Source organism: Nostoc sp. DedQUE07, from assembly GCF_034530975.2.
In the GTDB taxonomy this organism is placed as follows: domain Bacteria; phylum Cyanobacteriota; class Cyanobacteriia; order Cyanobacteriales; family Nostocaceae; genus Nostoc.
Genome location: NZ_JAVRCC020000032.1, coordinates 68,287 through 94,976, shown reverse-complemented (window position 1 = coordinate 94,976; position 26,690 = coordinate 68,287). Strand labels below are relative to the sequence as shown.

The window sequence follows — 26,690 nt, the reverse complement described above, 5'->3', positions numbered from 1 at the left end:
CCCAGAGGGGGCCCCACCATCCCCAGTCCCTAGTCCCTACGATTAATTCAGAAATAAAATCAGATTGCTATAGTAGTTTTTTTACTAAATCCCTCTGAAGATTTAAGAGCAATGATATTGGTTTCTACCCAAAACAAAAAGCATATTCTTGTTTTTGTGTCAAGAGTGAAATCCTAATCTTATATTTATTGAACTCAAGATAGAATGAGCGTAACAACTTTGTGCTAGTGACGTATAGCTGATAAGCAACAATCGTTTTTATAATCAATAAATTTTGTACTTTTCTAATAATCAAAACTAAGTTGTTAAAAAATATTAAAATTAAGAAACAGATATTTTTATTAGCTCATGGCTACCCGGTTTACTGCCTCCCAATCGGTTGAAATAGCTGTTCCAGAGCAGCCTATTCCCATTCAGCACTACTTGCGTCAGCCTCAACGTCTGGTTAAGGCTTTGGTTGACAATAGCCGGATTCAGCAGCTTTCTGAGGAAGTATTTCGCTTGAAAATGCGTCCACTGACTTTTATGTCATTGAGTATTCAACCTACTGTAGACATGAGAGTCTGGGCAGAATCAAATGGAATAATTTATTTGCGATCGCTAAACTGTGAAATTTTAGGTTTCGAGTATATTAACCAGCGCTTTGCTCTCAATTTAAAAGGCTATTTGTCTCCCAAAGAGTTTAGCACTGGCACTCGCCTGCAAGGAAAAGCTGATTTAGAAGTAGTGGTGGATTTTCCACCGCCATTTTCCTTTACTCCTAAGCCGATTTTAGAAGCTACTGGCAATGGTTTGCTCAAAAGTGTACTGTTGTCGGTTAAGCAACGGTTATTGAATCAACTTTTGACGGATTATCGCTACTGGGTGATATCACAAACCAAAGATAGAGGACTTGACAGTGATAGTACTGAATTACCAATCCTGAATGCTGAGTAACTATTTAACTAATTTGTAATTCGTAATTCGTAATTCGTAATTAGAAACAGTTACACAAGGGACTTCCAACAAATAAATTATCCAATCTTGTGGGGTGGACATCTTGTCCGCCCAAGGCTTGGGGCGCTCGTGTCGCCCAGCCCACAAAAAGTAGTTGAGTATTTTTTTATTTGGAGTTCCCTAAGTGGATTTAGACCCCCGATGAAAACTTAGCCAACTATAAACGTAGATTCCGTATCCGCAGGAAAAGGGAATTATACCCGAAAATTACGAATTACGAATTACGAATTACGAATTATTTTGATTTGGCAAGGACGAAAAGACTGACGATGCAGGGGAGAGGGCCCGTATTGTTGCAAAGCCAGCAAATGCCGATGGCTACCATAACCCTTGTTACACTCCAGGTTGTACATAGGGTATTTTAATGCTAGACGCATTATCAAATTGTCACGCCAAACCTTAGCGACAATACTAGCAGAGGCAATAGCGAGCGATCGCTCGTCTCCTTTAACTATTGTTTGTTGCGGCAATAGCAAATCTTTGATTGACTGATTGCCGTCAATCAAGCAAAGTACAGGCTGTACCTTTAACTTCAGCACAGCCCGCTTCATTGCTAACAACGTCGCTTGCAAAATATTTATCTTGTCAATTTCGGCAGTAGAAGCAAACCCAATTTTCCAGTCTATAGCCAGCGCACAAATTTGCTGCGCTAGCTGAGTTCTCCGAGAACTAGACAACTTTTTACTGTCTTTGATTTTAGCTGCCATCAATATTGGCAAAGCCCGATCTGGTAAGATCACTGCTGCCGCCACGACAGGACCAAATAGAGCACCTCGCCCTACTTCATCAACACCTGCAACCAACCCTGGAATATCTGACAAGGTAGAAAACTCTAGCCAAGTGGATTGTTCCAAAGGCGTTGGCGATGTTTCTACCATAAATTAAATTCAATTATCCTCGATCGCTGAAGAACGACGGCGGCGGCGACGGCTGGCAGTGGCGCTACTATTAGTTTCATTTTCATCTGCAATTTCGTTCGCGGCAGCTTTTGCAGACAAGCGTCCCGAAGGGTTCACACTCAACTCCGATGGTTCAGTTGTCTCTTCGATCAAAGATTTTTGTTCTGGCTCAATAACTTTTGGTGTCGGTATTTTGCTTGCAGTTATTTCAGGTGTTGCCTTTTGGGCAATAGTGATTATTTCAGGTGTTGCTTTTTGGACAATAGTTGATTCTGAGGTTGATTCAATTGGGGTCGTTGGTTTTTGACCGGGCTGAATCACATTAATAATCACAGACTTGGTATTTTTAACCTCTTGCTCTAACTTCACTAAGGGAGATATTCCCATCAAGGCAAATATATCCTGTTCTTGGAGGCTCATTTCTACAGTTCTAATCTCCGGTGGTTCTACCACTGGCTTAACTGGTTCTGCCTTGATAATTTTAGTGCGCTCTACTCTTTCACTCCAGCCTGGTTTACCAAGGGTGGGTGAGGGAATTTCTGGCGCAACTCCTAGTTCTGGTTCTATATCCAGGTCTAAATCTGGCTCGTTAACAAAAGTCAGGGGACTGGGAACAATTCGAGCTTCATCTTTCCCGTTTAGCCCATTGACACCAATTCGACTGCGGCGAGTCCGGGTACGGCGCTTATCATTAAGTTCTTGATAACTAGGATGATTGATCAGATTTAGGTTGCTCAATTCCGAGTCGCCGTCAAATCCTTCCCCAAATCCATCGTATGTTTCTCGTGGTTCCGGGATACGGGCAGATGGCTGACGTGGTTCTCGGTGAGGCAAGGATACAAAACGTTCGCGCTCTGGTGTTTCTGCCGGTATTGGCAATCGGTTTTCGATTTCTCCAGGCAGACGCACAGTATGCCCTAAACCGCCACAGGTGGGGCAAGTTTCACCAAACAATTCATAAATATTTTGACCCTGACGTTTGCGGGTCAATTCTACTAAACCCAGTTCGGTAAGTTGGGCAATCTGGGGACGAGCTTTGTCTGCTTTGAGTGCTTTATTAAAGTGTTCGAGAACTTGTAGTTGGTCGCGTCGCGATTCCATATCGATAAAATCAACGACGATCACTCCAGCGATATTTCGCAGACGCAACTGGCGAGCAATTTCTGTTGCTGCTTCGCAGTTTGTCCACAAAACTGTTTCTCTAGCTGTTGCCGATCGCGTAAACGAACCTGAGTTAACATCGATTACGGTTAATGCCTCCGTCGGCTCGATGATAATGTAACCGCCAGAAGGTAGGTCTACCCTTGGTTTCAGGGCTTCTCGAATTGCAGCAGTGATGCGGAAGTATTCTAAAATTGGGGAGCGATCGCGATGATGGTCAATCAACAATCCCTGCGGTGTTTGACCGCCACTCCAATTCTGCAAGTACTGTTTGACGCGCTTCAAACCAGTACTGGAATCTACCACAATCCGATTGACATCCGCGCCGTACATATCCCGCAATACGCGTTGGATAAAGTCATCGTCTCGGTTGAGCAGTGCTGGGGCACGGGTGGAATGGGCTTCCTGCTGGATAGCCTCCCATTGCTTTTGCAGCAATTCCAAATCTTCCATAATCGCTTCTTCGGGTTTACCTTCTGCTTCTGTACGCACAAGCAAACCCATTCCCGCCGGCTTAACCAAAATCGCCAGCGCTCGTAAGCGGTTGCGCTCACTTTCACTTTTAATCCGTCGAGATAAGTTTACGCCCCGACCGTAAGGCATCAGTACTACATAGCGTCCAGGTAAGGTGATATTACCTGTGAGCCTGGGCCCTTTTGTCCCCGTTGGCTCTTTCATTACTTGCACCAAAACTTTCTGTTGTGGTGTAAGTAGTTCTGTAATTGCCGCTGCGGTACGCTTGAGCTTCAATGGGCCCAAGTCGGTAACATGAATAAAACCGTTGCGCTCTGGGTCGCCAATATTAACAAAAGCCGCATCTATCCCAGGCAATACGTTTTCTACCACTCCTAAGTAGATATCGCCTATTTGATGATGACCCGTAGCAACAACGAGTTCCTGTATTTGATCTTCAGAAAAAACCGCAGCAATTTGGTGCTGCTCCGCGATGATAATTTGTTTCGGCATTCAATTTCCTCAAAAATTGGCAGCACTTACAGGTTTGAGGTTTGTTATATCAAGTCCGGTTAATTACTTAATAATTCAAAACTAATTGCGTGTCCGCGTCAGTTTTAATTACCAATGTTTTCTCGGTTTGATATTATACTTTCGCTGCCCTCGCAACCCTCAAAAGGCGCTACTGATAATAAAAATCGCAAATCTGAGCTTCTAAGTTAAATAGCTATTGGCGCTCTTAAGAGCGTTTTTACGGCTGATTATTCCAGAACTGCTGCATATCGTTTAAGCTATTAAATCAACCGTTCGTGGTTGATTTGTGATGCAATACTCTCAAATCTTGAGAGTTCTGAGTTGAAGTTCTAAATCCTGAGTGAGCATTGTAACTCAGGATGTTTTCTTTGAGAGTAACCTACTGAATTCGTTAAGAAAAAGAAACTATTTCTATTTTCTATTCCCTGGATTTATCTTAGGGTTATACTCAGCAGCCACAGTTGCTACCCTGCCTTGAGCCGCTCTAAACTAAGACAAGCACCGCTTTGCGCGTCTCGCGAACGTCTACAAGTAGGCAGAACCGACAGCAGTTGCTTTAACTCTAAAAAAGTAATGCACTAGCTCTTGGGCACTACGTGGATTAGACATTCAGCAGTTGTTTAAAAAGGATGAATTTAGAGAAACTAACCGAGCCTGCTGTTAGTTACTGATTCACAAGGTAGCTACATAGAGAGTGTGCATTCTTTAATCTGCTTTTTGTTTGTCTAGGATTTTATCCTAGAAGTTGCACTCTAATATCTTTGCTTTCGCCCCCTGAATACCAGGGTAGTGAACCAGCTAATTCAATGCAGCGCCAGAAAATTTCTCTTCACCCTATTCTAACGCAACCTTGCTAAAAATCAATTCCTGTGAGCTGCCATCTTAGGACAACTACTAGCAAGTTGCCCTACAGGGATTATACCCCTAAAATTAGCCGATTGCGGTGGATGTGCAGAAGTTGAAATTCTACACCAGCCACTGTCTCTAGCATAAACAGGATTTGTTCGGGACGCAACAGCAAACCGTCCTGGCGATAGCTACCTAAATAACGGATTACAGATGACATACATTCTGCAATGCTATTGTGGGTTTCTACTAATTCCAGTTCAAATAAGCGATCGCGCAGATTTATTAACTGGCTCTTGCCTGATTTAGTTGTTTGCTCGTACCAAAGTTCCTCTTTTGCTTTGATTGTATCAATCCAGGTTTGCCATTGTATAGGTGTTGTTTCTGCTAGTGCTGCTACAGTAATTAAATACTCTGCGGACTCTAGCAGTTGGGTAGCGGCACTAGCTTTTAAATCTATTTGCTCCACATTATATATAGGTATGTCTGTGGGCATTTCACGAGCCAACTTTCTGAAGAAAGTATCAACTTCCACTGGCACAGTTAACTCAAAATCTGCAATTTCACCGCTGCTAGTAGCCCCTAGAGCCAAAGCGGTTGCTAGAGAAATCCGTGGCATTGGGTGAAACCCACCAGTAAAAGCAATTGGTAAGCCCGATCGCCGCACAATTCGGTCAAACAGACGAATTAAATCAAGATGGCTCATTAAAGCCATATTACCTTGTTTGCCAAACCAAACTCGCAGTCTTTGCGCCTTAGTTGTGTTGGGGACAAATTCGCCAGCAAATTTTGGGATAACAGGTGATTCAATCACCACGTTGTGCCCAAAATCAGTGCCACAGACGCCACAATGAGAACAACCTTCAAAAGAGCAGTCGGGTACAATTGCAGCTTCTAGAGCGCGTTGCAAGTCTTCTTGGAGCCACTTTTTGTCAATCCCGGTATCAATATGATCCCAAGGTAGGGGAATATCGAGAGAGTGGGGAGTGCTGAGTGAGATGTTCTCCTCTGCTTCTGTGCTTTTTTGCGCCTCTATATGAAATAAATTCCATTCGCCATTTTCTACTTGGCGGTATTTCCAATCTAAATCAGCTTGGGCGATCGCAGATCCCCAAGCGCTAAAAGCTCGATCTAAATTTTCATACCAGGAATCCATACCTGCACCCAATTCCCACGCAAGGCGGACTACTTTGCTCAAATTGCGATCGCCTCGTCCTACAAAATCTTCCATTGCCGAAATGCGGACATCGGTAAAATTTACCTTCACTGCCTTGATTCGGCGGAATTCTTGCCGCAACAGGTTTTGTTTGCGCTTAAATTCAGCCGTAGAAACTGAGTGCCACTGGAATGGTGTATGGGGCTTGGGCGTAAAGTTAGAAATCGTCAGGTTAAAGTTTAGAGGTTTTCTGCTCTTACCTCGACATTCTCGCTGTAGCCAGCTTACCGTTTCGGCAATGCCCAAAACATCAGCATCGGTTTCACCCGGCAAGCCAATCATAAAATACAACTTGATTTTATCCCAGCCTTGCTCCCAAGCGGTTTTCACTCCCCGCAACAATTCTTCATTCGTCAACCCCTTATTCACAATGTCTCGCATCCGCTGAGTACCAGCTTCTGGAGCAAAAGTCAGTCCACCTTGGCGCGTACCTCCCAGGATGTTGGCAATATTCTCATCAAATCTGTCTACCCGTTGGCTTGGTAGAGTCAGAGAAATGTTTTCATTTTTTAAGCGATTTTTGATTTCCATCCCCACTGCTGGTAGGGACAAATAATCAGAACAACTCAAAGATAGGAGGGAAAACTCATTGTAACCAGTTGCCCGCATACCCTGTTCAATTGCTTCTACAACCTTATCGGGTTCTACATCCCGTGCTGGTCGAGTCAGCATTCCTGGTTGACAGAAGCGACAGCCACGTGTGCAACCACGCCGAATCTCAATGGTCAAGCGGTCATGCACCGTTTCTACGTAGGGAACCAAACCAATAGAATATGCTGGTATGGGAGTTGCAACCCGTCGCAGAATTCGTTTTGGTACGTCTGGCCGCAGAGGGTGAACTGAGCCATCCTCTGCCATATGGTAAAACTGAGGCACATATACGCCTGGTATCTGTGCCAAATCCAGTAACAGGTGTTCCCGACTTAATCCTGCTTGTTTGCCTTGTTCTAAAATCAAACCAATTTCTGGCAGCAGTTCTTCTCCATCTCCAAGGGCGATAAAGTCGAAGAAGTCAGCATAAGGCTCAGGATTTGATGTCGCTGTTTGCCCACCAGCGAAAATCAACGGAAAGGATGACTGGGTATCGGTAGATTCTCTGCCTCCCTGCCCCTCTGCTCCTCGGTCACTGAGCGTAGCCGTTTGCGCAGCGTCTCGTAGAGAAGTGCTGCTCCCCTGCCTCTCTCGCCACGTCAAGGGAATTCCAGCCAAATCCAACATTTCGAGGATATTAGTTGCACCCAGCTCGTAACTGAGGCTAAAGCCTAAAATGTCGAATTCTCTTAGCGATCGCTTTGACTCTACCGCAAACAATGGCGTATTAGTTTCCCGTAGTTTGGCTGCCAGGTCTTTTCCTGGGAGGTAGGCGCGATCGCACAATTGACGCGGTTGGGCATTCAAGATGTTATAAAGGATGATGTGCCCTAAATTAGATGCACCGACTTCATATACTTCTGGGTAGGTTAAAACCCAACGTATTGCTGCCGTATCCCAAGGTTTGTGTACCGCTAACAGCTCGTTACCCAGGTAACGTGCTGGTTTTAAAATATCTGACGTTATTAATTTTTCAACTGCAACAACCACTGTGCTATCTTCTAGCTACCTTAATTACAGCTACCTAAACCCAACATTAGCATTGAATTAGGTCTTCTAACAGATTTTATCGTTGCAACTTACAACTCCTTTACATAAAGTCCACTTAATTATTGCCCGAACCTTTGTGCTTTTACATAAAGTTATATTTGAAGCAATTTGGCTTCAGCGTCTAATATTTCAAATACCCTATCTAGTTGCGTCAGTTCAAAAATCATTCTAATTTGTGGGGCAACAGCGCTAAGTTGGCAACTTCTTCCTAAAGTAAGAGCCAGCTTGTGTGTAGATAACAATGCCATCAACCCCGCGCTGTCTAACGATTCTACTGCTGCGAGGTCTACTACCAAGGTGGAAATACCATTTTGCGCCAACGCTGTAGCCATATCTCGTTCAAATTCCAAGGCGTTTGCAGCATTTAAGCACCCTTGGGGGCGAATAACTGCAATTTTGGGATAGTTAAGCACTGCCTGCATAGTTACATCCTATTAAGAATTTTGAAGCGTCAAGCTAAGGATTATTTGAACATAAACTCTATCTTGTTGCATCGACCATACGTCTTAGCTCTCTTTGCTGAATCTTTATTGCTTTAGTATGTCTGTTTAAAGATTGTTATAATTCCAGGTTAAAATGTGTTTATATATACTTTTTTTTTATGTCACTTCAAAAAGAATCAACTATAGACGGCCATAAAGCAGACAAATTATCAGTAACTATGCTGAGAAACCTTGCTTAGTCTATCACTAAAGCTAATTTAACCAAGTTTTAACGTTAGGTTAAATCTGCAACTTTAGCGTTGCTGATGGTATACGGCAAAGTCATAGTGAATTATCTCTCTAACTAATAAAATTGTGATATATATCACTACTAAGTTAGTATTTGGATCGCTCTTTATACTGAGACCGATCTGGGATGATTAGTATCATATTACAGTTGGGTTATTATTTATGAGAACTCAGTACGCTATTCGTAAATTGGTAGAAAAAGCTCTTGACATTAAAAAACTAACTCCTGAGATAGAGAATGAAATCAATTCAGAACTGACGGAACTGGGTTATATTTCTGATGTTGATTACGAAGCCTTAGAATTATTAATGGCAGAGATGGATGCTGGACGAATCCAGTTGGTTCCTAGCCTGGGATTTTAAAATAATTCATAATGACGCTTTCTACCTTCGCGCAGGGTGTCGCAGACAGAAGTTATGTGTAGCTTGCTTCTCTGTAAGAAGACGAGGACTCTCTAATGTAATTCGTAATTAAATCTAGCAGGGGGATAAAAGGCTAGTATTTTTCTATGAGGTTGATTATCTAAATACTTAAAGTGGCGTAAACTGTGCTAAAAAACCTCTACATTGTGCATTCTATCGAAAATCCCCATACAGTTCGCTAAACGCCTAAAAAAATTCCTCCCAATCTGTTTGCTGAATTTGTCTACAAGCGGAATGAACTCGTTGCTAAGGGAGTTGATATCATCAATATGGCTACTGGCTCGCCAGATAAACTGACTTCTAATCATATCCTTCAGGTGATGCATCAGGCGATTGACGACGCTGCTAACCACAATTATCCACCTTACGAAGGGACGAAATAATTTCTGGTGCGAAGGATGTAGTAATCGAATTTCACAGTCTTCAATGTATGAAAGATGGTGGTATTCGCTACAGTTGAGGAAGATGCAGATAATTAGAGACTGGGGACTGGGAAGACAAGGAAGAATTATTCAAGAAGTCTCTATATTGTCTATTCCCAATGCCCAATGCCCAATGCCCAATGCCCCATGCCCCATCCTAATCCCCAATCACCAATCCCTCTTGATATGCTTGCCAAAGTTGGTGAATAAACTGATTAAGTTGCTGCTTTGCGGCTGAATCAGGTTCAGTTTTTGGTTCTTTGGCTAAAAGTTGGCTCAAGAAGGTAATTACTTCTGTGTCTAATGCTGGGCGAAATAAATTGGCAGGCCAAAGTAAGTCAGATGCGTCTCGCAAATCGGTAATTAGGGGTGATTCTTCTATGAAAGTAACCATTAATAAAGGACGCACCCAGCACAACTGGCGGGAAACTACAAATTGAATGACTTCTGCATACAGGTTCCTGTCGCCATACTCTAGAGACACAATTTGTCCCGTTTGAAGAAAATCTAGGCTCATGTCCATCTTGGGCAGGGGCAAGGATTGTTTTGCTTGCAACTTTCTTAATTTTAAAAGTGAAAATGCGCTACGTTTAAGAAAAGCTTCTGTAAGATTAGGGTAGCACTCTTACGGCAGCCATGTCTTAGACGTGTGCCTTATCAAGTGACTACGCAAAATTAATCAACCAATCCCTGCCAGCAAAGGGTTTTCCTCGCATAGTATCTGAGCAGAAATACTATAGAATAGGTAAACAACTGTTGAGCGATCGCAAAACAGAGACTTTGTTGTAGTGAAGTAACGAGAAAAGAGCAAAGAGCCGTGTCAGTTGAAACTATTCAAAAGCCTTCCACAACCCGCAAGCTCGCGCCTCGGTATCGCGTTTTGCTCCATAACGACGACTACAACTCTATGGAGCATGTTGTACAGTCGCTAATCGCCACTGTACCAAGCCTTACCCAACCCCAAGCTGTGAGCATCATGATGGAAGCCCATACTAACGGGCTAGCTTTAGTAATCACTTGCGCTCTGGAACACGCTGAGTTCTATTGCGAAACCTTGATAAGTCACGGTTTAAGTAGCACAATTGAACCTGATGAATAGTCATTAGTTATTAGTCATTGGTCATTAGTCGAAATTTAGAGTATTGGCTGCTGATTAGTGACTTATTTAGTATGAAAAAAAACCTTGTCCGTTTAGCTGAACGCCCTGCCCCTATTAGGCTGGGTGCTTTTATTTTGACTTTACTGTTGCTATGGTTGCCATTGGCTACACCAATATACTTACTAGTACATGATTCAAACTTAGAAAGTATATTGACATTGGTATTGTTATATGCAATATTTATTTTTCTCCTGAGACTATGGGGTAAATATGTCTACCAACAGCCCCAAATTCTGCGGCATTATGGTTTAGAATTCACGCGGCAAAACGGTGTGGATTTACTGCGTGGCTTGGCTCTGGGGATAATTAATATTCTGATACTTTTTGGGGTAGAAAGTTTGTTGGGTTGGTTGGTGTGGCAACAACCGAAAGTTTTTTTGCTGAAAGTTGTTTTAGAGGGTTTACTTGTTGGCTTAGGTGTTGGATTTGCTGAGGAATTGTTATTCCGAGGCTGGTTGCTAGATGAATTACAACGAGATTACAGTCTGCGTGTGGCACTGTGGACAGATGCAATTGCCTTTGCTACATTGCACTTTATTAAACCCTTGGAGGCAATTATTCATACACTGCCGCAATTTCCAGCTTTAGTACTGCTGGGATTAACGCAAGTATGGGGAAAGCGTTGGCGGAGGGGACGCTTGGGTTTTCCAATTGGTTTGCATGGTGGTTTAGTTTGGGGTTACTACATTATTAATGTAGGTAAATTAGTAAAGTATTCTGGTGAAGTTCCTGATTGGGTAACTGGTGTGAATAATAATCCCCTGCAAGGAGTGATGGGGGTGTTGTTAATGAGTGTACTAGCTTTGGGGATACGAAGGCGAACAGTGAAAAGTTAAAAATGGTAGTAAAGCCTACGTAGCGTTTTGACGAATACTAAAACTATTGTTATGCCGACTGTTTCCTGAGTATGCAACAACATGAACAATAGCTAAAGTTTAGCTGTTATTGTTGTGATTACACGCTTACTAAATTGTTTCTATAATGGGTTATGTTAAGCCTACTATGCTATGAGCTTTAGTTTAGAGAGCTTTCAACTCGGCGATATAATTACTGGAAAAATCATTAAGCTGGAGCCTACAGGTGTTTTAGTTGATTTTTATACAGACCAACTAGCTTATGTTCCACTACTAGAGCTATCACTCAATGAGATTCAGTCCCCAGAAGAAGCTGTGCGACTTAATGAAATCCAAGAATTTCTGGTTGTGGGAAATTACGATGGCGAACACGATATTTTCTTCTCGCATTGTTCACCTGAGACACTGAAAGATAGCGATCGCTTGTACGAGGTTGCATTGGCTCTGGCTTCTGAAAAATCTGGTAATCCCATAAATAGAGAAGACCTGATTGTACACACTAAAACTCGTGCTGTTCATGGAAGCGGAGTATCAACAACTATTCAGTGGTTCTTGTGTTCTCAAGAGCATCCACCAACGGTTTCTTTTTCAATTCGCAAACTAGAGATGCGAAAAGCATGGGAACGGGTACGGCAATTACAGACAGAGGACGTAACAGTATATGGAAAAATTCTTAAAAAGACTTCGAGGGGTGCATTAGTGAAAATTGAAGGTTTATATAGCTCAATTCGTACTTATGTTGATAAGCAGAGGGAAGAATTGGTAGTAGGTGAGGAACTTCCACTCAATATTATAAAAGTGCGAGAGGAGGATAATTACTTAGTACTGCTCCATCACTCTGTTTCAGTCAGACTCAGGCAGTTGCAGGTTGGTCAGGTTGTTAGCGGCATTATACGGAGTATCAAAAACTATGGTGTGTTTGTTGATATTGGAGATTTATATGCTTTGTTGCCGACCTCAAAAATGTTCCATCCATCTGTTGACCATCCAAACCAATTCTTCAAAATTAATGACCATTTAAAGGCAAAGATCATCAAAATAGATCCTGAAAACGGTCAAGTTGTTCTAGAGAGTTGTGGAAGTTAGGTATCACAACACAATTCTAGTGCAACGGACTGCTAAAAGCCTCTGATACTAAGTTTAAGTGCTTATCCGAACCGGATTAAAATGTATTTGACATTTAAACAAATATAGCTGTGATGTTTTTCATAAAAATTGCCAAGGGGAAAAAACAATGATACACCCAGTCATTTTAGAAAAATTAGAAGAACTCCCTGAGTCTCTTCAGACAGAAGTGCTTCATTGCATTGAGTTTTTGATAGAGAAGAACGCTAAAAACTCTACCGAAGAAAAGCAGACAAACAAGCGTCGCGTTGCTGGAACAATGAAAGGAATGTTTATTCTGCCATTGCCTAATGTACTTTGATGAGCCGCTTCAAGATATGAAAGAATATATGGAATGAATAGATTACTATTGGATACTCATGCTTTCTGCAAGCACTAACAGATAGTAAAATTTTAAGTAATTGACATGATATTGTAAAGCAACGCACTGCGGCGAAATAATTATAATTTTAAGGAGATTGCTTGATGCCAAACTCATGCCATGTTTACCTCTTACGGGATGGGCAACATCAAGTCCTAACCATTCCTGATGAATTTGCTCTATCCAGCACAGAAGTTTTGTTACGCAAAGAAGGTAATCGATTAATCATTGAACCTATTTCTTCCGGTTCTCTACTTTCGCTGCTTGCCACTTTGGAAGATATTACAGAAAACTTTCCTAACATAGATGAAGGGTTACTGCCACTCGATGACATCGTGCTTTAATCCTGGCCAATGACCTATCAATACCTGCTAGACACCAACATTATTTCAGATTTGGTAAGACATCCTCAAGGTTTGGTGTTTCAGCGGCTTATAGCCGTAGAGGAAAACTGCATTTGTACCAGCATTATTGTAGTGTGTGAACTGCGATTTGGTGCAGCTAAAAGTGGCTCTCTCCGTCTTCTTCATCAACTAGAAAGTATTCTTGAAGTGTTACCTATTTTGTCGCTATCGTCTCCCGTGGATCAGCACTATGCGGTAATTCGCACACACTTAGAGCAAACAGGAAGACCCATCGGCCCTAATGACTTACTGATTGCTGCCCATGCCCTAGCCCTTAACCTAACGCTTGTTACAGCAAATGTCCGCGAATTTGAACGCGTACCTGGTCTAAGCGTAGAAAATTGGCTACTTTGAAGGCATACATTGGGGTGCTTTAGTATTTATTATTCATTGCAATTTGTATAAATTAATACCTATTCAAAACGTAGCCTCCACAACTGTACCCACCACACAAGCTTTATTCAAATTAACGCCGCTCAAATTTGTACCTTCTAACTCTGCACAGAGTAAATTCGCCCCCGTTAAATTCGCCCCTGCCAAATTCGCCCCCCGCAAGTCAGCTTCTTCCAAATTTGCTTCACTCAATAAAGCCCCTTGCAAATCGGCACGACTCAAGTCTGCACCTTTGAGATTTGCTCCAGTCAGGTTTGTACCGCGCAAGTCAGCACCGCGCAAATCAACGCCTTGCAAGTTGACATTCATCAAATTTGCACCACTCAAGAAAGCACCCACCAATGACACATCACTGAGTCTGGCTCCCATCAAGTTAGCGCCACGCAAATTGCTACCCCGCAAGTCAGCGCCTGTTAAATCTGCTTGCATCAGGTTGGCTCCCATCAAATTCGCCCGCAAGTCAGTTGCTTGGAGGTTGGCTCCCATCAAATTTGCCCCCTCCAAATGTCCACCTTCGAGCTTAGAACCAGCAAAATTAGTGCCGACAAGGCTAGCACCAGCAAGATTAATCCGGCTTAAATCCAGTCGGGAGAGTTCCTCGTCTTCTAAATTTGCCCCTGAAAGTTGTTTGAGTTTTCCTAATTTAATGGCTTCAATATTCATGTAAAGTAACTACCAATCTCTTCACTGATCTTGCTGTGGCTATCCCATTGGGAATCAAGTATCCAGATGCCGGCGCTGAATTTGGGTGTCATCAAGGGTAAGTCGAGTCCCTGTTGTAAACCCATAACTAATAAAGTTAGGGTATCTACAAGTTTAGGGTCAAAGCGCGTAGATTGTTGCTGTCTGCACTCATCTAAAGCTTGAGTAAATATCTGTTCCCGGCTTTGATTTGACGATTTTCGCTCATTGACTCGCCACTGAAAATCTGCCAATAATGCCAAAATCCTCGATTCTAAGGGAATTTCATCTCCAGCTAAACCTGCCGGTTCCCCTGCGCCATTCCACCACTCGCTTTGGTGAGTAATAATTTGGGCAACTGCTCGCAGCCGTGGCATGGTTCGCAATACTTGCGCCCCCGGTACTAAGGGACAAGTTAAGGGACAACTGGGGGCATCTTCTTGGTAGCGTGTGGAGATACTGTCTGTGAGAACGCTTTCTGCTTTCTGTAATGGATCTATGCGATGCAACAAAGCCGCCAGTCGCAATCTTTTAATTTGCCATGCGGGAAGATCCAAAAGCTGGGCGATCGCTTCAGCAAGAACTACTATTTCCGCAGCTGCCATTGGATTGTTGACATCTGCCATATCCATCAGTTGCGCCATTCGCAAAAAGGCTTGAATTTCGTTAGAAACCAAGTTGCGATCCAGCGTTTGTTTCTGAAGTGCTGTAGGGATGGATAAATTATCTTGCCCAGTCTGGAGGTAATCTACTACACGGGAGACAACTGCACCTAAATTTTGGGATCTGTCCATTGACGGTACAATTTGCTGTTTATCGCCTGTAAGTTTTTCTGCCAGTTCTGGGTTGTATTTTTTGATGTGAGCGATCGCTATTTCTGCTGTTTCTTGGACTAACTCTGGCTCAAATGTCCACAAGCCATAGAATTTGCGCTCTAAGTCTGATGTCGGTACTCCAGCGCTGCCATAATCAGCCTCAGATAATTCTTGACAAATTACCATTGCTGTGTATTTTGGCGATAAAATAATTAAGTGCCACTCCTGCGCCACTGGATCGCCTGAATCTAATGCCACTAAGTCTACGTTGGATAACTCGCTGGTGGGATGCTCTCCAAAGCCAGATTCAGCAGCAGCCATAATCGCAATTTGGCAGCTGCACTGGGCGATGTCTGCATATCGATCAGCTTCTTGTAAATACCATTTTCCCTGTTGAAAGGCTGTGATGACTAAGGGTGTACCGTCGTCGGTTAAAATATGGTCTTCTAGAGCGTGGCACAGGGCAACTAGGGTATTTTTGTAGTAAACACCGAATCGAATTGGCCTGGTGGTATGGCGATGAGCTGCTTCCAGCTGTTGTAGGATTGAACCTTCTAACATGGGATTTGATAAAAATAACCGCAGAGGCACTGAGGAAGATAGAGGGAGAAATTCAGAATTTTGAATTTCTTCACATTTTAGTGTTTTCTAGGATACACCTGCTAACTGTTTTTCTTTTGTCTCTAATGGTGCTGTCAGTGCTGCTTCTAAGTCAGCACAACCCAGCTTTTCTTCTAAGATTTTCATGACTTCGCGCCCGAAGTCGTTGGGGTTTTGTTGCCAAGCTTGCAAGCAGACTTCGCCGAAGAATGAACCAAGGGGTTCGGGATTCCAGAGAAGTTTTTTGGCTGTCCACGGCATCAAACTCATTGGATCGTACCCTGGTTTGAGGATGCCTTCTTTGAAAGCGTATTCTTCTAAATGGGTATGGGGTTGTAGTCCAATAAAGAAAATGGCAGGTTCAACTTTATCTGCACCAAAAATCCGTTCTAGTTCGCGGTGGTAAGCGATGGTTTGGCGGATGGTTTCGGGACGTTCGTCAATCACATTAAAGGAGTAGTTGACGGAAACCAAATCATTAAAACCAGCTGCTTTCAAGTCGCGGCAGTTTTGCAAGACGGTTCGCAAGTTATACCCCATCCGCATTTTCCGCACAAGTTCTTGAGAACCACTGGTAATCCCGATTTCAAAGTAGTTCATCCCAGTTTTTGCCATCAACTCACACAATTCGGGTGTCAAATTGTCGGCTCTGATATATGCTGCCCAGTGGATATCTGTCATACCAGAATCGACGATTTTTTGCAATAGTTCTACAGCATCGGCGATAAATTTTTTCGCGGGGATGAATTGGGCATCAGTAAACCAGAAGTTGCGAATGCCGCGATCGTATAATTGGCGCATCTCAGCAACAACTTCATCTGCTGGGTTGATGCGTACTTGTTTGCCTTCAACAACAGTGTAGACGCAATAACAACAGTTGTGAGGACAACCACGCTTAGTTTGTACACCTATATAAAAGTCTCGATCTTGCAGGTAATAGTTAAATTCCGGCCAGATGCTTTCGATATAATCGTAGTTACAAGCTGTCTTTTCTATTGGGGTGGGTTGTTCGTGAATTAGCCGTTGACGTGGTTGAGTTTCTCCGGCAACGTAACAACGTTCATCGCGAAAATCTCTGCCACTTAAAAGTTTTTCCAGCAGGGTTTCGCCTTCACCCACAGAAATAATTGTCCCTTGGGGTAAGCTTTTACCCAATTGTTCGTAAAATACGCTGACTGCACCACCACCGACAACTACACGAGCATCAGAATTATATTTTTGGGCACGTTTTAAACCGCGTTTGATTAAGCCCTGGTTTTGCCACAACTCTACATAGTAAGCGATGAAGATTCGCAAACCGCCCAATCCGCCGCGTAGTTTCAATAGAGGATTCTTGGCGTAGTAAAATTCAAAAGCGTTTTGCAGTGGGTTGCCACCACGTCCGCCAACTGGGGCATAAATTTGAATATCCCGCCAAGAGAATACTAGTACTGTTGGTTTAAATTCATCAATACAGCGATCCAGGGCCGAACTGTAATCTAAAGGTGGTACTGTTCCCAAATCAAAGATGCGCTGTTCAATATTAGGAAACTGCTTGTGGACATGATCGCTCAGGTAGACAACCCCAATAGGAAAGATGGGGTTACAAGGAAGGCGAACGTAAAGAATTCGATTTTCCATCATCTGTGTTTTAACTTCCATCTTGCCAATCTGTGGAGAAAGCGAGAGAAACATTCAGTTTTAAAGTGTGTGCTTGTTTTATTTGGTTTTATTTATCACAATCATGCTTGACATTTCAGCCGATTATTGATACTCGCTCACCTGCCGTTAACAAGTGCGGAAAACGCTAAAATTGCTGTGCATAAAACATACATGGAATCTATAGAGAGCTTTATGAAGACATTTTTTCATATAGCTTTACCATAACATTGAGTTTATTCATTAAGCGATGATCCCAGCCGATTAATCCTGGGATAGATGAAGCAGCAAAACTCACTTCCTCGCTATGCTAAAAGCAAGGGGATCGTTGTTATGTCAATTCCCTAACAATCTGCTTTAAGAGAATTGAAGCTTTTATACCAGCAAAAAATCTCAAAAACTTTTATTTATAGTATATAATTCCGAAAAAGGTGTGAATAATTACAAAATTTTTATAACTGAAAATATATCTTTAGACAGAAATAATCTACAAAGACTCAGTTGGTATTCGCAGTTACAACAACTGGGGATCAGTGGGTGCTAGGCTTGGCTAGTGTAATGTAAAATTGTGGCGTAAAGCTCCTCAGCAGTTATGGCTCAAATATTAGATCCTCTACCACCTGAGCAATCAGGAAAAATTCTCTGCTGCTACATCAATGCCACGAGCAAAATACAGGTAGCTCGCATCTCCAATATTCCCAACTGGTATTTTGAAAGGGTTGTTTTCCCTGGACAACGTTTAGTGTTTGAAGCTCCACGAAAAGCTCAAGTGGAGATTCATACAGGGATGATGGCAAGTGCAATTTTATCCGATAAGATTCCGTGCGATCGCCTGAAGCTCGAAGAACCCAGTACTAGTGAGTTTGATACAGACTCATCAGATGGAGAAGACCCTATTAATACCAAATTAATGGTGCAGCAAATTAATACAAAAATCGGAGATAGTACAAAACCCTTACAAATCGTTGGTTTAGCCTCGGTTGATTAAAAAAAACAATTTTATCTAAATTTAAGGGTTGCTAATTTAGCAGCCCTTTTTGTTTATTATTTATTGGGAATTGGGGATAGGGCATGGGGCATGGGGCATTGGTTATTCTACTTGTCTCTCTTGTTGCTCTCATCTCATTTACAATCATTCTTATGAATCTGCCTTCATTTCTTTGGTTGTGGAAAATAGCCGCCTGGTCAATGGGGTTGTCCCTGTTAGCATATCTAATGTTAGCAATCACCGGCGTTTGGATGTTTCGGGCGAGAACTTCGCAGCAATTTCCTTTTATTACGCCATTTATGGGCGGTAATAAAGGGATGCGATCGCTCCACTATACAATGGGCATCAGCATGGTAAGTTTAGTGCTACTACTGCTAGCGATCGGCATTGTTGGCACTTTAGGGCACTTTGGTTCTTTAGGTCACTCGTCACACCTAATCGCTGGATTAATAGTGGTAGCACTAGTTTTACTGTCTGCTTTCAGTGCCACCCAAATTAGTGTTAGACGACCTTGGGCTAGACCGTTACACATCAGCGTAAATATTATTCTATTTATAGGATTTGCCTGGGTATCCCTGACTGGTTGGATTGTAGTACAAAAGTATTTACCCTAAAAAATTACGAATTACGAATTACGAATTACGAATTATTAAAGTGGCATACCTTATTTGCAACACTCCAGCTAAGACATAGACCTACCCTACAATGAAGAAAAGCATTGTAATTGAGCCGTGACAGCAAACTCAGCCAATATCTCAACTTCTGTTTTTCGTCTGTCTCCTTTGATTCGGATAACGTTGCTGAGTCTATACATAGCACTCACAGTCCCATTACCTTTTTTATCGCAGGTAACAGCTGCACCCGTACCTCCAGAATTATTGTGGATAGGGATTGGCATCGGTTTTGTTGCCTTGTACGCGGTATTAACTGAACAAGTAATGGTAGATGACGAAGGAATTCAGGTTACTTACCCCGCCTGGGTGCCGAGCTTTTTTCGTAAAGGCTGGTCTTTACCTTGGTCAGATGTGAAAGAGTTAAAACCCCGCAGCACTGGTCAAGGAGGGCTAGTTTATTACTTTCTCAGCCAGGATGGGAAAGCTTATTTACTACCGATGCGTGTAGCTGGATTTGCCCGTTTGGTGCAAATTGTCCAAGCAAAGACGAGCATTGACACCACAGATGTTCGCCCTTTAGCGCAGCCCTGGATGTACCTGATTTTACTGGGATGCACACTGCTGCTACTATTAGTCGATGGCTGGGCGATCGCTACAGCCTTAACTAGTACACAATTAACTTAGGTTATTTCTCTGCAATCCTCAGTCCCGTTGAATACAGCAAAAGCCATACTCAGGCTAGAGCAAGTTAATCTGTTTACGAAGCTGAAAACCCAACTTCCCGGCAATCAGCAGGGATATCCCATATTGCAGGATATTTCCTTTGAGGCATCCCAAGGCGAACGCATTGCCATTGTAGGCGTAGTAGGCGCTGGGAAAACTTCGTTATTACGCCTCATCAACCGCCTAATTGAACCCACGAGTGGTAAGCTCTATCTAGAAAATCAAGAATATCGCCAAATTCCAGTCATCGAGCTACGGCAGATACTTGTACTTGTATTACAAGAGTCAAAGCTGTTGGGGATGACAGTTGGGCAATCCTTGGCTTATCCTTTAGTTTTGCGTGGTTTGCCCAAACAGACAATTGAGCAACGAGTCAATCATTGGACAGACCAACTGCACATTCCCAATGAATGGTTAGAGCGAACAGAGGTGCAACTTTCTGCGGGACAACGACAACTAGTAGCGATCGCTCGTGCCTTAGTCATCCAGCCTAAAATATTACTATTAGATGAGCCAACCTCTGCCCTCGATACTGCTACGGCTTCTCATCTAATGCAAATCTTAACCCAGTTGAGTCAAACTCATCAAACCACGATTCTGATGGTAAATCACCAACTGGAACTAGCCCAGATGTTTTGCACTCGCTTATTACACCTACAACAAGGTCATTTATTCGCAAATCAAACAGCCTCAGAGATAGACTGGATTGAATTACGAAAAAGCCTGATTCAAGCAGCAACTCAAGACGATTTTGGATTTTAAATTTTGGATGAGACAAGAATCAGGAATCGTTTTCTTACTCCCCCTCACCCCAGTACTCAATGCCCAATGCCCAATGCCCAATGCCCCATTCACACTTGACTACTAGTAAGTGTTGAACGTTGATTATTAAATCTCTCTCTAGCTAACTTTGTTGTTTGTGACTGTGAAATATTCGTATTCAAAATTTCCATGTTAAAACGGTATCCAACATTGCGGATAGTTTGAATCAAGTTTGGTTGGCGAGGATCGAGTTCAACCTTTTTCCGCAGCGATAAAACGTGAGTATCAATGGTACGAGGGTTATCGATAGCGTCAGGCCAAGCACGACGCAGCAATTCCGATCTACTTAGAGGTACTCCTCCAGCTTGTGCTAAAACGTACAGCAGACTAAATTCCTGGGGTGTTAAGTCAATAAACTCCCCTTGGAAGCGGACGCGGCGCTGAACTAAATCGATTTGCAAAGTGCCATAATCCAAATAAGCTGGTGCAGTAGGTGTGCGCTTCCGGCGAATCAATGCCTCTACCCGTGCCAAAAACTCTTGCATCCCAAAAGGTTTGCTCAGGTAATCATCTGCACCAGCCTTTAAACCTGCGACTATATCAGCTTCACTATTACGGGCAGATAGCATTAAAATTAGAGGTTGCTGCTGACGATGCAACCAACGACAAAACTCAATGCCATCACCATCAGGCAGGTCTGCATCTAAAACTACCAGTGTTGGTTGATGGCTTAAAAATACTTCCCTTGCTTGATAAATACTGGCAGCTTGATGCACGCGGTATTCCAGTTGTTGCAAGTGCCAACCCAACAACGACCTCAAATGGGGATTCCCCTCAATGATTTCTATACAAACCGAACCCACGGCGGCAAGACCCCTTAGCGTCGATGACTTTCAAAGTAACAAGCCCATCTCTAAGGTTTTGTAGCCTTTGTTACTTCAATTGCGATTAACTTTACATTTACTAATAAAATAAGTCGCAATATCTTTAATTTATGCCTTGCCAATAGGCGATTAGAAATATTATTAAATTTTTATTAAATTTCTCGAAAGTATTGTTAGACTTATAAAAAGTTCTTTTAACTTAACATTTTGCTTTGAGATGGGTGTAATGTGGCAAATATCTATAACCCAACCAGCTAACCCTACTACAACAGCTTTTCAACTTGATTAAACCTGATGGCAAAAGTGGATTTTTTCGCAAAAACTTAGTACTCCCATCCAGGAATATAACATCAATACAATTGGGCTGTGATTGTGAAAATCAAAAAAATAACTTAAGCAGCTAACTAGAATCGATGTTTTCTGGAATAGGATTAAAGTAGCTTGTAGCTGCTATAAGGGTAATACCCAAAGTAGATGTGTTGACTTTGAATTTATGACAAAGTGAAATTACACTTCACTTTTTAGCGTGAATCATTTACAATTCTCATTCCAAAGAGATTAATACAGCAGTTATGCTCCAAGACACACAAACCATCCGCTATTACCAAAGACTCACCGATGCCTTCATCGAGCTATGGAATCGCGGTTATCGCACGGATGATATGCGGATGTATTTGGATGGATATCTAGCCGCACTGCGACATAGCAACGTCATTGAACCTTTTCTGATTCATCGCCTAGAAGAGGAGGCCAGCCGCTTCTTGTACGATGGATCGAACTTTGCAGTGCCGCAACCACAGCCACAACCCGATTACTACTAAGTACCATTTACCTGGTCATTGATAGTAACCGTTAATTACCGCAGATGATTATAGCATATTATCTGTATTGGTCAACGGGTTGTCGTGGTGTGGAATTTTGGAGATATTGTATTGATTAAACGCATCCCCTCAGCCCTATATTGGTTTTGCCAATTAGACTGAGGGGATTGTTGTTTAGCAATAAAATCAAGTCCAACAAAGAGTATTTTTGCCAGAAACCGATTAAAAAATCCTTGAAAGGGGAAATAAATAGTATCTCTCCTGTCAAGGATATAAAAAACGGTATATTGCCTTAATGGCAAATCGCAAATTCAGCAACATACTCTTTAGTTGGGGTAAAAAGAGCTTAAGAAGCTAATGCTACTTCTACCTTTTCTTGCAATTCACCTTTTTGGTACAGTTCAATCAAGATATCAGAACCGCCAAGGAATTCGCCATTAATATATACTTGGGGAATTGTCGGCCAGCTAGAGTATTCTTTAATACCTTGACGGATTTCCGGGTCTGATAGAACGTCAACCGTCTCAAAGGGAACTCCCAAGGTATTGAGAATCTGCACAACGTTGTTAGAGAAACCACATTGGGGCATTAACTTGTTTCCCTTCATGAAAACTAAAATCTTGTTTTCTTGTAGCAAGCTATCAATTTTGTCTTTGAGTTCTGGTGTCATGGTAATTATGTTTCCTATGTTGCATTAATAGAGTGAGGAGTGAGGAGTGAAGAGTGAGGAGTTAAAAATTCATAATTCATAACTCTTAACTTCTAACTTCTAACTCCTAACTTTAGGAACTTGCTGTTGCTTGCCAAGCTTCGGGAGTGTATGTTTTCACCGCCAAGGCATGAATCGCTTCAGTTGACATAGCTTGACCCAACGCACCATAAACTAACTGGTGCTGTTGCACTAGTCCTTTACCTGCAAAGTGCGATGAAACTACTGTCACTTGATAGTGGTCGCCGCCACCAGTCAAGTCTTGCACCTGAACCTGTGCGTCTGGCAGTCCCGCCTTGATCATTTCCTCAACCTGTTGCGGACTAATCATCGCAATTCCTGAAAAAACTTACTTTTCTATTATTAACAGATATAGAGCAAATGCCTGTGCCAACTTCAGGCTTTGGCAAGGCTGTAGATACACGCGCCTCTAAGAGTGTATTTTTGAGAACGCTCAGGTTTTGGCTGCGGTGGATAGCTCTATCCTAGCACTGGGGCGTTCCCAAGCGACTGGTTAGGGAAATGTGGGTAGGGAAAAACAGGCAACAAAAATTTAATTTATTTTTTTGGGGATGAGGAAGATGAACTACCACCTTCTCTGGGATAGGGAGAATCAACAAAACCCAACTCAAATAACTGTTTATAGGCTTTCTTGCCTAAATCCCGTGTCGGGTTTTGACTCTTAATTATTTGAACTAACAACGGTACAGCTAATTCTGGCTGATTTTGTGCCCGATGTACCAATGCTAGCTGAAAGGTGGCTTCATCTCGCTTTTGGGCTGTTAATAGAGCTTTTTGACGCTGAGAATCAGAAACTCTGTTGTCAATTCCCGAAAAGCTAGAATTTAACTCTTGATAAAAATTAGATAGCTGATTATAAACTTGACGTGCTTCTTGGAGTTTCTTGGCAGCTAAGGTGTAGTTTTGAGCAGAAACGGCTTGTTCTGCGTCTTTTACTAAGCGATCGCCACCTGCAATGCTCAAAAGGCTGTTACTTTCGGTTATAGGGCGGAGGTTATTAGGATTGTTGGGGTCAATGAGTTGTGGTTGGCTGGTAGTGCCTGGTGACTGTGATACCTGAGCATTCACAGGTGATAGCAGGCTAAGGACTGCTATAACTGATAAAACAGTACGGTGCATCAAGGTAACAGCGACAGCAGTGTTCATGGGATCAATTAGTGCGACAACTATATAAAAGAGTTATGGAAACTTCGGGTATCTTAACTCTGTTTTGGTCTTGGACAAAGCAAAGTTACATCCTAAGTATCTCTGATTTAGACTAAAAATCAGTTTAATAGAGTTCCCATTACCCCTGTATACCAACAAACTTATATCGCTGTGATGAGCGATACCTACAAGGAAGTGCGTCACCATCTGTCTGACTACCGACTTTCCTCCCCAATAATTATCTCAGGTTAACTGAGATATTTGGCATGATAATTTTCGCAAGGCACTCACTGCTTGAAGTATTTGCGTAGGCGTAGCCCGCCGTAGGCATCAGACCAAACTAGTTCAAAATAGTGATATCTTCAGTCGGCGCTTCCCAACTTTTATTTAACTGTCTTACAAAATAGTGAAAATATTTATCATCAAGTAATTCAGTAGTTTGCAGACAATTAATTAGCTATTGGCTCAAAAAAATGCCAATTTGGCTGAATATATTATTAATAGAGCGTAATCTATATATATACATCCTCAAAGGTTGCAAAAGACTACTAATGTTTTGTGACTTACTCAGGATGAATATAGCAGTTAGTAATTAGTGTCAAATATTGGATTTTGCAGTTTCTTAATTATGCAGGGTCAATGATTATGAGGTTTGACTACATCAAGAATTAGTAATTTCTGCAAATGCGTGATTAGTAACTTTTGTTTCTTGATGGCTCAATTGTTGCAATGCCTTTGCTAAATCAGTTGTGAGGTTTTTTGCATCTTGTTTTATACAGCCATTCATGTAATCCGCGACTTTAATTGGGGAGCCAATGTCAATACTCACATCTGTACCCCAATTGGGATAAGGTTGGCTGTAGTTAATTCCAATGGGTATAATTTTCACTCCCAGATCGGAATGACTAGATTCAGCACTCAAAGCAAGACGAGCAATTCCCGGTTTCAACTGGTGAACTTGGCCATCACGAAAAATGTTGCCTTCTGGAAAGATTACCAGGGTTTTTTGCTGCTGAAGTAGCTCTACTCCATGTCGTAGCGTGCGGATTGATGGATGCTTAGAATTTACAGGAAACCCCCCCAAACGTTGGACAAACCAGCCTTGCAAACCTTGGCATTCGTCAACTGTTACCATAAATCGCAAGTCTTGCTTTCTCAGACAAGCGGTAGCATAGGGTACAAGCAATGCATCCCAACGCGCCCGATGGGTAGGCGCGAGAATCACAGGCCCAGTTGTGGGGATATTTTTTTGTCCGGTTATTCTAATTTGTCCAAAGAATAATGGTAATAGGCAGTGACGCCCTAATAAATATGCCAGAGGACTTAACCAAGGAGAAACCCTTGAGGTAGTACCAGCTACCTGATGATTTGCTGGTGTGTGCTGGCAGGTATCGGATGAAGAGTAAAATTCCATCATGACGGATGCAGCTGATTGACGGGTAAAATTTAACGAAAAGTCTGATTAGTTACACCGTAGATTCTCTTGCGTGACTTGTCTGGTACTAGATGGACAGTTTTACCTCTGTCCGTTAGTTTACCTTACGCCGCCTAGCAGCAAACCAAGTCTGTAATTGTTGACGACAAGCTGACTCTAGAATGCCTCCGATTACTTGGAGACGGTGATTAGAAGCAACACTATCAGGGATGTTAATAACTGTACGAATGGCGCCAGTTTTTGTATCGTCTACTCCATATACCAGTAGTCCTAGTCGTGATTGGACGATCGCACCTGCACACATCGGGCAAGGTTCGAGAGTTACATAAAGGGTGCATTCATTAAGATGCCAATTTTGTAAAGTTGTTGCCGCTGTCTTGATAGCGAGAATTTCCGCATGAGCGGTAGGGTCTTTGTCACGCTCTTTTCTGTTTTCTCCTTGTGCTAGCAATTTGCCTGTTGAATCAATGATAACAGCACCTACAGGGACTTCACCCGCATCACCTGCTGTTTTTGCTAATTCTAAAGCATAACTCATCCATTGTTGATGTATAAGATATTCTGTGTATTTAGTTAACATAATTCTTATCAATATAAAAACTTCAAAATTCCACACATTTTCTAGGATGAGTATCTCGCCTGTCCGACAATAAATAAAAAGCATATAGCCCACAGACTAGAAGTCTGGGGCTAAAAACAAATCAAAATTCTTAAATTTAGCCTTACCAAGTCAGCCATTGGGGGCTAATTTGATTTCTAAATAGCGGCTTGGGCTAAAAGGGGATCGAGTTGACTTTGTGTGTCTAACTGATAGAGGTCATCGCAGCCGCCAATGTGCTGGTTATTGATAAAAATTTGTGGTACAGTACGGCGACCGTTGGCGCGTTCTGCCATTTTCGCTCTAGCTGCTTCGTCGCCGTCGATTTTGTATTCAGTGAAATTTACACCTTTCCACCACAGCAGCATTTTGGCTCGAATGCAGTAAGGACAAGTTTGCCAGGTATAAAGTTCGACGTTGGCTTTGACTCGCTCTGGATGGCGATTTAAGAGGGGATTAAGAAAGTCCAGCATATTCTTTTAGCAAGTTTTTAAATATTCAACTCAATGTTACCCTTTGTCAATTGGCTAAAGAATTGATTACAAAATATGATTAATTTCCATCTCTGGCAGCAGGTAAATCTTCCTAACATTTAAATTTCAATTAATCAAACAATGGGCTTAAGCCTATTATTACA

The 26,690-nt window shown here is 42.3% G+C and carries 28 protein-coding genes; 13 read left to right on the top strand and 15 right to left on the bottom strand.

Annotation, left to right across the window (positions count from 1 at the left end; all coding sequences use genetic code 11):
* The first annotated feature begins 348 nt into the window (after positions 1–348).
* Positions 349–936 (top strand): DUF1997 domain-containing protein, encoded by a 588-nt coding sequence (locus tag RMZ95_RS22580; protein ID WP_322663547.1) that lies wholly within the window; start codon positions 349–351, stop codon positions 934–936.
* Between the two features lie 281 nt (positions 937–1,217).
* On the opposite strand, the gene RMZ95_RS22575 is transcribed toward RMZ95_RS22580, so the two are convergent.
* The 4 genes from RMZ95_RS22575 to RMZ95_RS22560 form a co-directional block, all read right to left on the bottom strand.
* Positions 1,218–1,874, bottom strand: a complete 657-nt coding sequence (locus RMZ95_RS22575) for a ribonuclease HII (RefSeq protein ID WP_322683627.1) — start codon at positions 1,872–1,874, stop codon at positions 1,218–1,220.
* A gap of 9 nt (positions 1,875–1,883) precedes the next feature.
* Positions 1,884–4,022, bottom strand: coding sequence for an Rne/Rng family ribonuclease (locus RMZ95_RS22570; RefSeq protein ID WP_322683626.1), 2,139 nt, complete (start codon positions 4,020–4,022; stop codon positions 1,884–1,886).
* A 937-nt stretch (positions 4,023–4,959) separates the two neighbouring features.
* Positions 4,960–7,686 (bottom strand): TIGR03936 family radical SAM-associated protein, encoded by a 2,727-nt coding sequence (locus RMZ95_RS22565; RefSeq protein WP_322683625.1) that lies wholly within the window; start codon positions 7,684–7,686, stop codon positions 4,960–4,962.
* A gap of 152 nt (positions 7,687–7,838) precedes the next feature.
* Positions 7,839–8,168, bottom strand: coding sequence for an STAS domain-containing protein (locus RMZ95_RS22560; RefSeq protein WP_322675006.1), 330 nt, complete (start codon positions 8,166–8,168; stop codon positions 7,839–7,841).
* A gap of 471 nt (positions 8,169–8,639) precedes the next feature.
* On the opposite strand from RMZ95_RS22560, the gene RMZ95_RS22555 reads away from it, so the two are divergent.
* Positions 8,640–8,840 (top strand): hypothetical protein, encoded by a 201-nt coding sequence (locus RMZ95_RS22555; RefSeq protein ID WP_094349495.1) that lies wholly within the window; start codon positions 8,640–8,642, stop codon positions 8,838–8,840.
* Between the two features lie 639 nt (positions 8,841–9,479).
* Here RMZ95_RS22555 and RMZ95_RS22550 read toward each other — a convergent pair.
* Entirely contained in the window at positions 9,480–9,845 is a 366-nt protein-coding gene (locus RMZ95_RS22550) for a hypothetical protein (protein ID WP_322683624.1), read from the bottom strand.
* Positions 9,846–10,139: 294 nt separating this feature from the next.
* Here RMZ95_RS22550 and clpS point away from each other — a divergent pair, with 294 nt between their 5' ends.
* From clpS to RMZ95_RS22520, 6 genes are all read left to right on the top strand, one after another.
* Positions 10,140–10,421 carry an ATP-dependent Clp protease adapter ClpS gene (clpS, locus tag RMZ95_RS22545; RefSeq protein ID WP_012410249.1) on the top strand — a complete coding sequence of 94 codons (282 nt, stop codon included), beginning with the start codon at positions 10,140–10,142 and terminating at the stop codon, positions 10,419–10,421.
* Between the two features lie 71 nt (positions 10,422–10,492).
* Entirely contained in the window at positions 10,493–11,317 is an 825-nt protein-coding gene (locus RMZ95_RS22540; protein ID WP_322683623.1) for a type II CAAX endopeptidase family protein, read from the top strand.
* A 171-nt stretch (positions 11,318–11,488) separates the two neighbouring features.
* On the top strand, positions 11,489–12,421 hold the full coding sequence (locus tag RMZ95_RS22535; protein WP_322683622.1) for a S1 RNA-binding domain-containing protein: 933 nt from the start codon (positions 11,489–11,491) through the stop codon (positions 12,419–12,421).
* A 148-nt stretch (positions 12,422–12,569) separates the two neighbouring features.
* Complete coding sequence (locus RMZ95_RS22530; protein ID WP_322675002.1) at positions 12,570–12,761, top strand: DUF2281 domain-containing protein; 192 nt, start codon at positions 12,570–12,572, stop codon at positions 12,759–12,761.
* A 164-nt stretch (positions 12,762–12,925) separates the two neighbouring features.
* On the top strand, positions 12,926–13,165 hold the full coding sequence (locus RMZ95_RS22525; protein ID WP_298911707.1) for an antitoxin: 240 nt from the start codon (positions 12,926–12,928) through the stop codon (positions 13,163–13,165).
* Between the two features lie 9 nt (positions 13,166–13,174).
* Positions 13,175–13,579: a type II toxin-antitoxin system VapC family toxin gene (locus tag RMZ95_RS22520; protein WP_322683621.1), complete on the top strand. Its 405-nt coding sequence runs from the start codon at positions 13,175–13,177 to the stop codon at positions 13,577–13,579.
* Positions 13,580–13,642: 63 nt separating this feature from the next.
* Here RMZ95_RS22520 and RMZ95_RS22515 read toward each other — a convergent pair whose 3' ends face one another.
* The 3 genes from RMZ95_RS22515 to RMZ95_RS22505 form a co-directional block, all read right to left on the bottom strand.
* Entirely contained in the window at positions 13,643–14,281 is a 639-nt protein-coding gene (locus tag RMZ95_RS22515) for a pentapeptide repeat-containing protein (protein WP_322683620.1), read from the bottom strand.
* A complete protein-coding gene (locus RMZ95_RS22510) occupies positions 14,278–15,675 on the bottom strand; it encodes a DICT sensory domain-containing protein (RefSeq protein ID WP_322683619.1) in 1,398 nt (465 codons plus the stop codon). Before RMZ95_RS22510 ends, RMZ95_RS22515 begins: the two co-directional genes overlap by 4 nt.
* Positions 15,676–15,762: 87 nt before the next feature.
* Positions 15,763–17,355 (bottom strand): photosystem II high light acclimation radical SAM protein, encoded by a 1,593-nt coding sequence (locus RMZ95_RS22505; RefSeq protein WP_322683618.1) that lies wholly within the window; start codon positions 17,353–17,355, stop codon positions 15,763–15,765.
* Positions 17,356–17,944: 589 nt separating this feature from the next.
* On the opposite strand from RMZ95_RS22505, the gene RMZ95_RS22500 reads away from it, so the two are divergent.
* The 4 genes from RMZ95_RS22500 to RMZ95_RS22485 all read left to right on the top strand — a co-directional run bounded on the left by RMZ95_RS22500 (position 17,945) and on the right by RMZ95_RS22485 (position 20,439).
* Entirely contained in the window at positions 17,945–18,340 is a 396-nt protein-coding gene (locus RMZ95_RS22500) for a DUF1830 domain-containing protein (RefSeq protein ID WP_322674997.1), read from the top strand.
* A 152-nt stretch (positions 18,341–18,492) separates the two neighbouring features.
* The gene (locus tag RMZ95_RS22495; protein WP_322683617.1) at positions 18,493–18,954 is read left to right on the top strand and encodes a DUF4079 domain-containing protein; all 462 of its coding nucleotides are present in this window, start codon (positions 18,493–18,495) and stop codon (positions 18,952–18,954) included.
* Between the two features lie 117 nt (positions 18,955–19,071).
* Positions 19,072–19,638, top strand: a complete 567-nt coding sequence (locus RMZ95_RS22490) for a hypothetical protein (protein ID WP_322683616.1) — start codon at positions 19,072–19,074, stop codon at positions 19,636–19,638.
* 27 nt (positions 19,639–19,665) lie between these two features.
* Complete coding sequence (locus RMZ95_RS22485; RefSeq protein WP_322683615.1) at positions 19,666–20,439, top strand: ATP-binding cassette domain-containing protein; 774 nt, start codon at positions 19,666–19,668, stop codon at positions 20,437–20,439.
* 89 nt (positions 20,440–20,528) lie between these two features.
* Here RMZ95_RS22485 and RMZ95_RS22480 read toward each other — a convergent pair whose 3' ends face one another.
* Positions 20,529–21,302: a response regulator transcription factor gene (locus RMZ95_RS22480; RefSeq protein ID WP_094349507.1), complete on the bottom strand. Its 774-nt coding sequence runs from the start codon at positions 21,300–21,302 to the stop codon at positions 20,529–20,531.
* Between the two features lie 593 nt (positions 21,303–21,895).
* On the opposite strand from RMZ95_RS22480, the gene RMZ95_RS22475 reads away from it, so the two are divergent.
* Positions 21,896–22,144, top strand: coding sequence for a DUF6761 family protein (locus RMZ95_RS22475; protein ID WP_099102685.1), 249 nt, complete (start codon positions 21,896–21,898; stop codon positions 22,142–22,144).
* A gap of 346 nt (positions 22,145–22,490) precedes the next feature.
* Here the strand turns inward: RMZ95_RS22475 and grxD are convergent, their stop codons facing one another.
* The 6 genes from grxD to grxC all read right to left on the bottom strand — a co-directional run bounded on the left by grxD (position 22,491) and on the right by grxC (position 26,526).
* Positions 22,491–22,814: a Grx4 family monothiol glutaredoxin gene (gene grxD, locus RMZ95_RS22470; protein WP_094349509.1), complete on the bottom strand. Its 324-nt coding sequence runs from the start codon at positions 22,812–22,814 to the stop codon at positions 22,491–22,493.
* Positions 22,815–22,926: 112 nt separating this feature from the next.
* A complete protein-coding gene (locus RMZ95_RS22465; protein ID WP_289795312.1) occupies positions 22,927–23,184 on the bottom strand; it encodes a BolA family protein in 258 nt (85 codons plus the stop codon).
* Between the two features lie 227 nt (positions 23,185–23,411).
* Complete coding sequence (locus tag RMZ95_RS22460; RefSeq protein ID WP_322683614.1) at positions 23,412–24,020, bottom strand: hypothetical protein; 609 nt, start codon at positions 24,018–24,020, stop codon at positions 23,412–23,414.
* A 661-nt stretch (positions 24,021–24,681) separates the two neighbouring features.
* A complete protein-coding gene (locus tag RMZ95_RS22455) occupies positions 24,682–25,437 on the bottom strand; it encodes a 1-acyl-sn-glycerol-3-phosphate acyltransferase (protein WP_322674992.1) in 756 nt (251 codons plus the stop codon).
* A 112-nt stretch (positions 25,438–25,549) separates the two neighbouring features.
* Positions 25,550–26,035 (bottom strand): tRNA adenosine(34) deaminase TadA, encoded by a 486-nt coding sequence (gene tadA / locus RMZ95_RS22450; RefSeq protein WP_322674991.1) that lies wholly within the window; start codon positions 26,033–26,035, stop codon positions 25,550–25,552.
* Between the two features lie 176 nt (positions 26,036–26,211).
* On the bottom strand, positions 26,212–26,526 hold the full coding sequence (gene grxC / locus RMZ95_RS22445; protein WP_069070140.1) for a glutaredoxin 3: 315 nt from the start codon (positions 26,524–26,526) through the stop codon (positions 26,212–26,214).
* Positions 26,527–26,690: the final 164 nt, after the last annotated feature.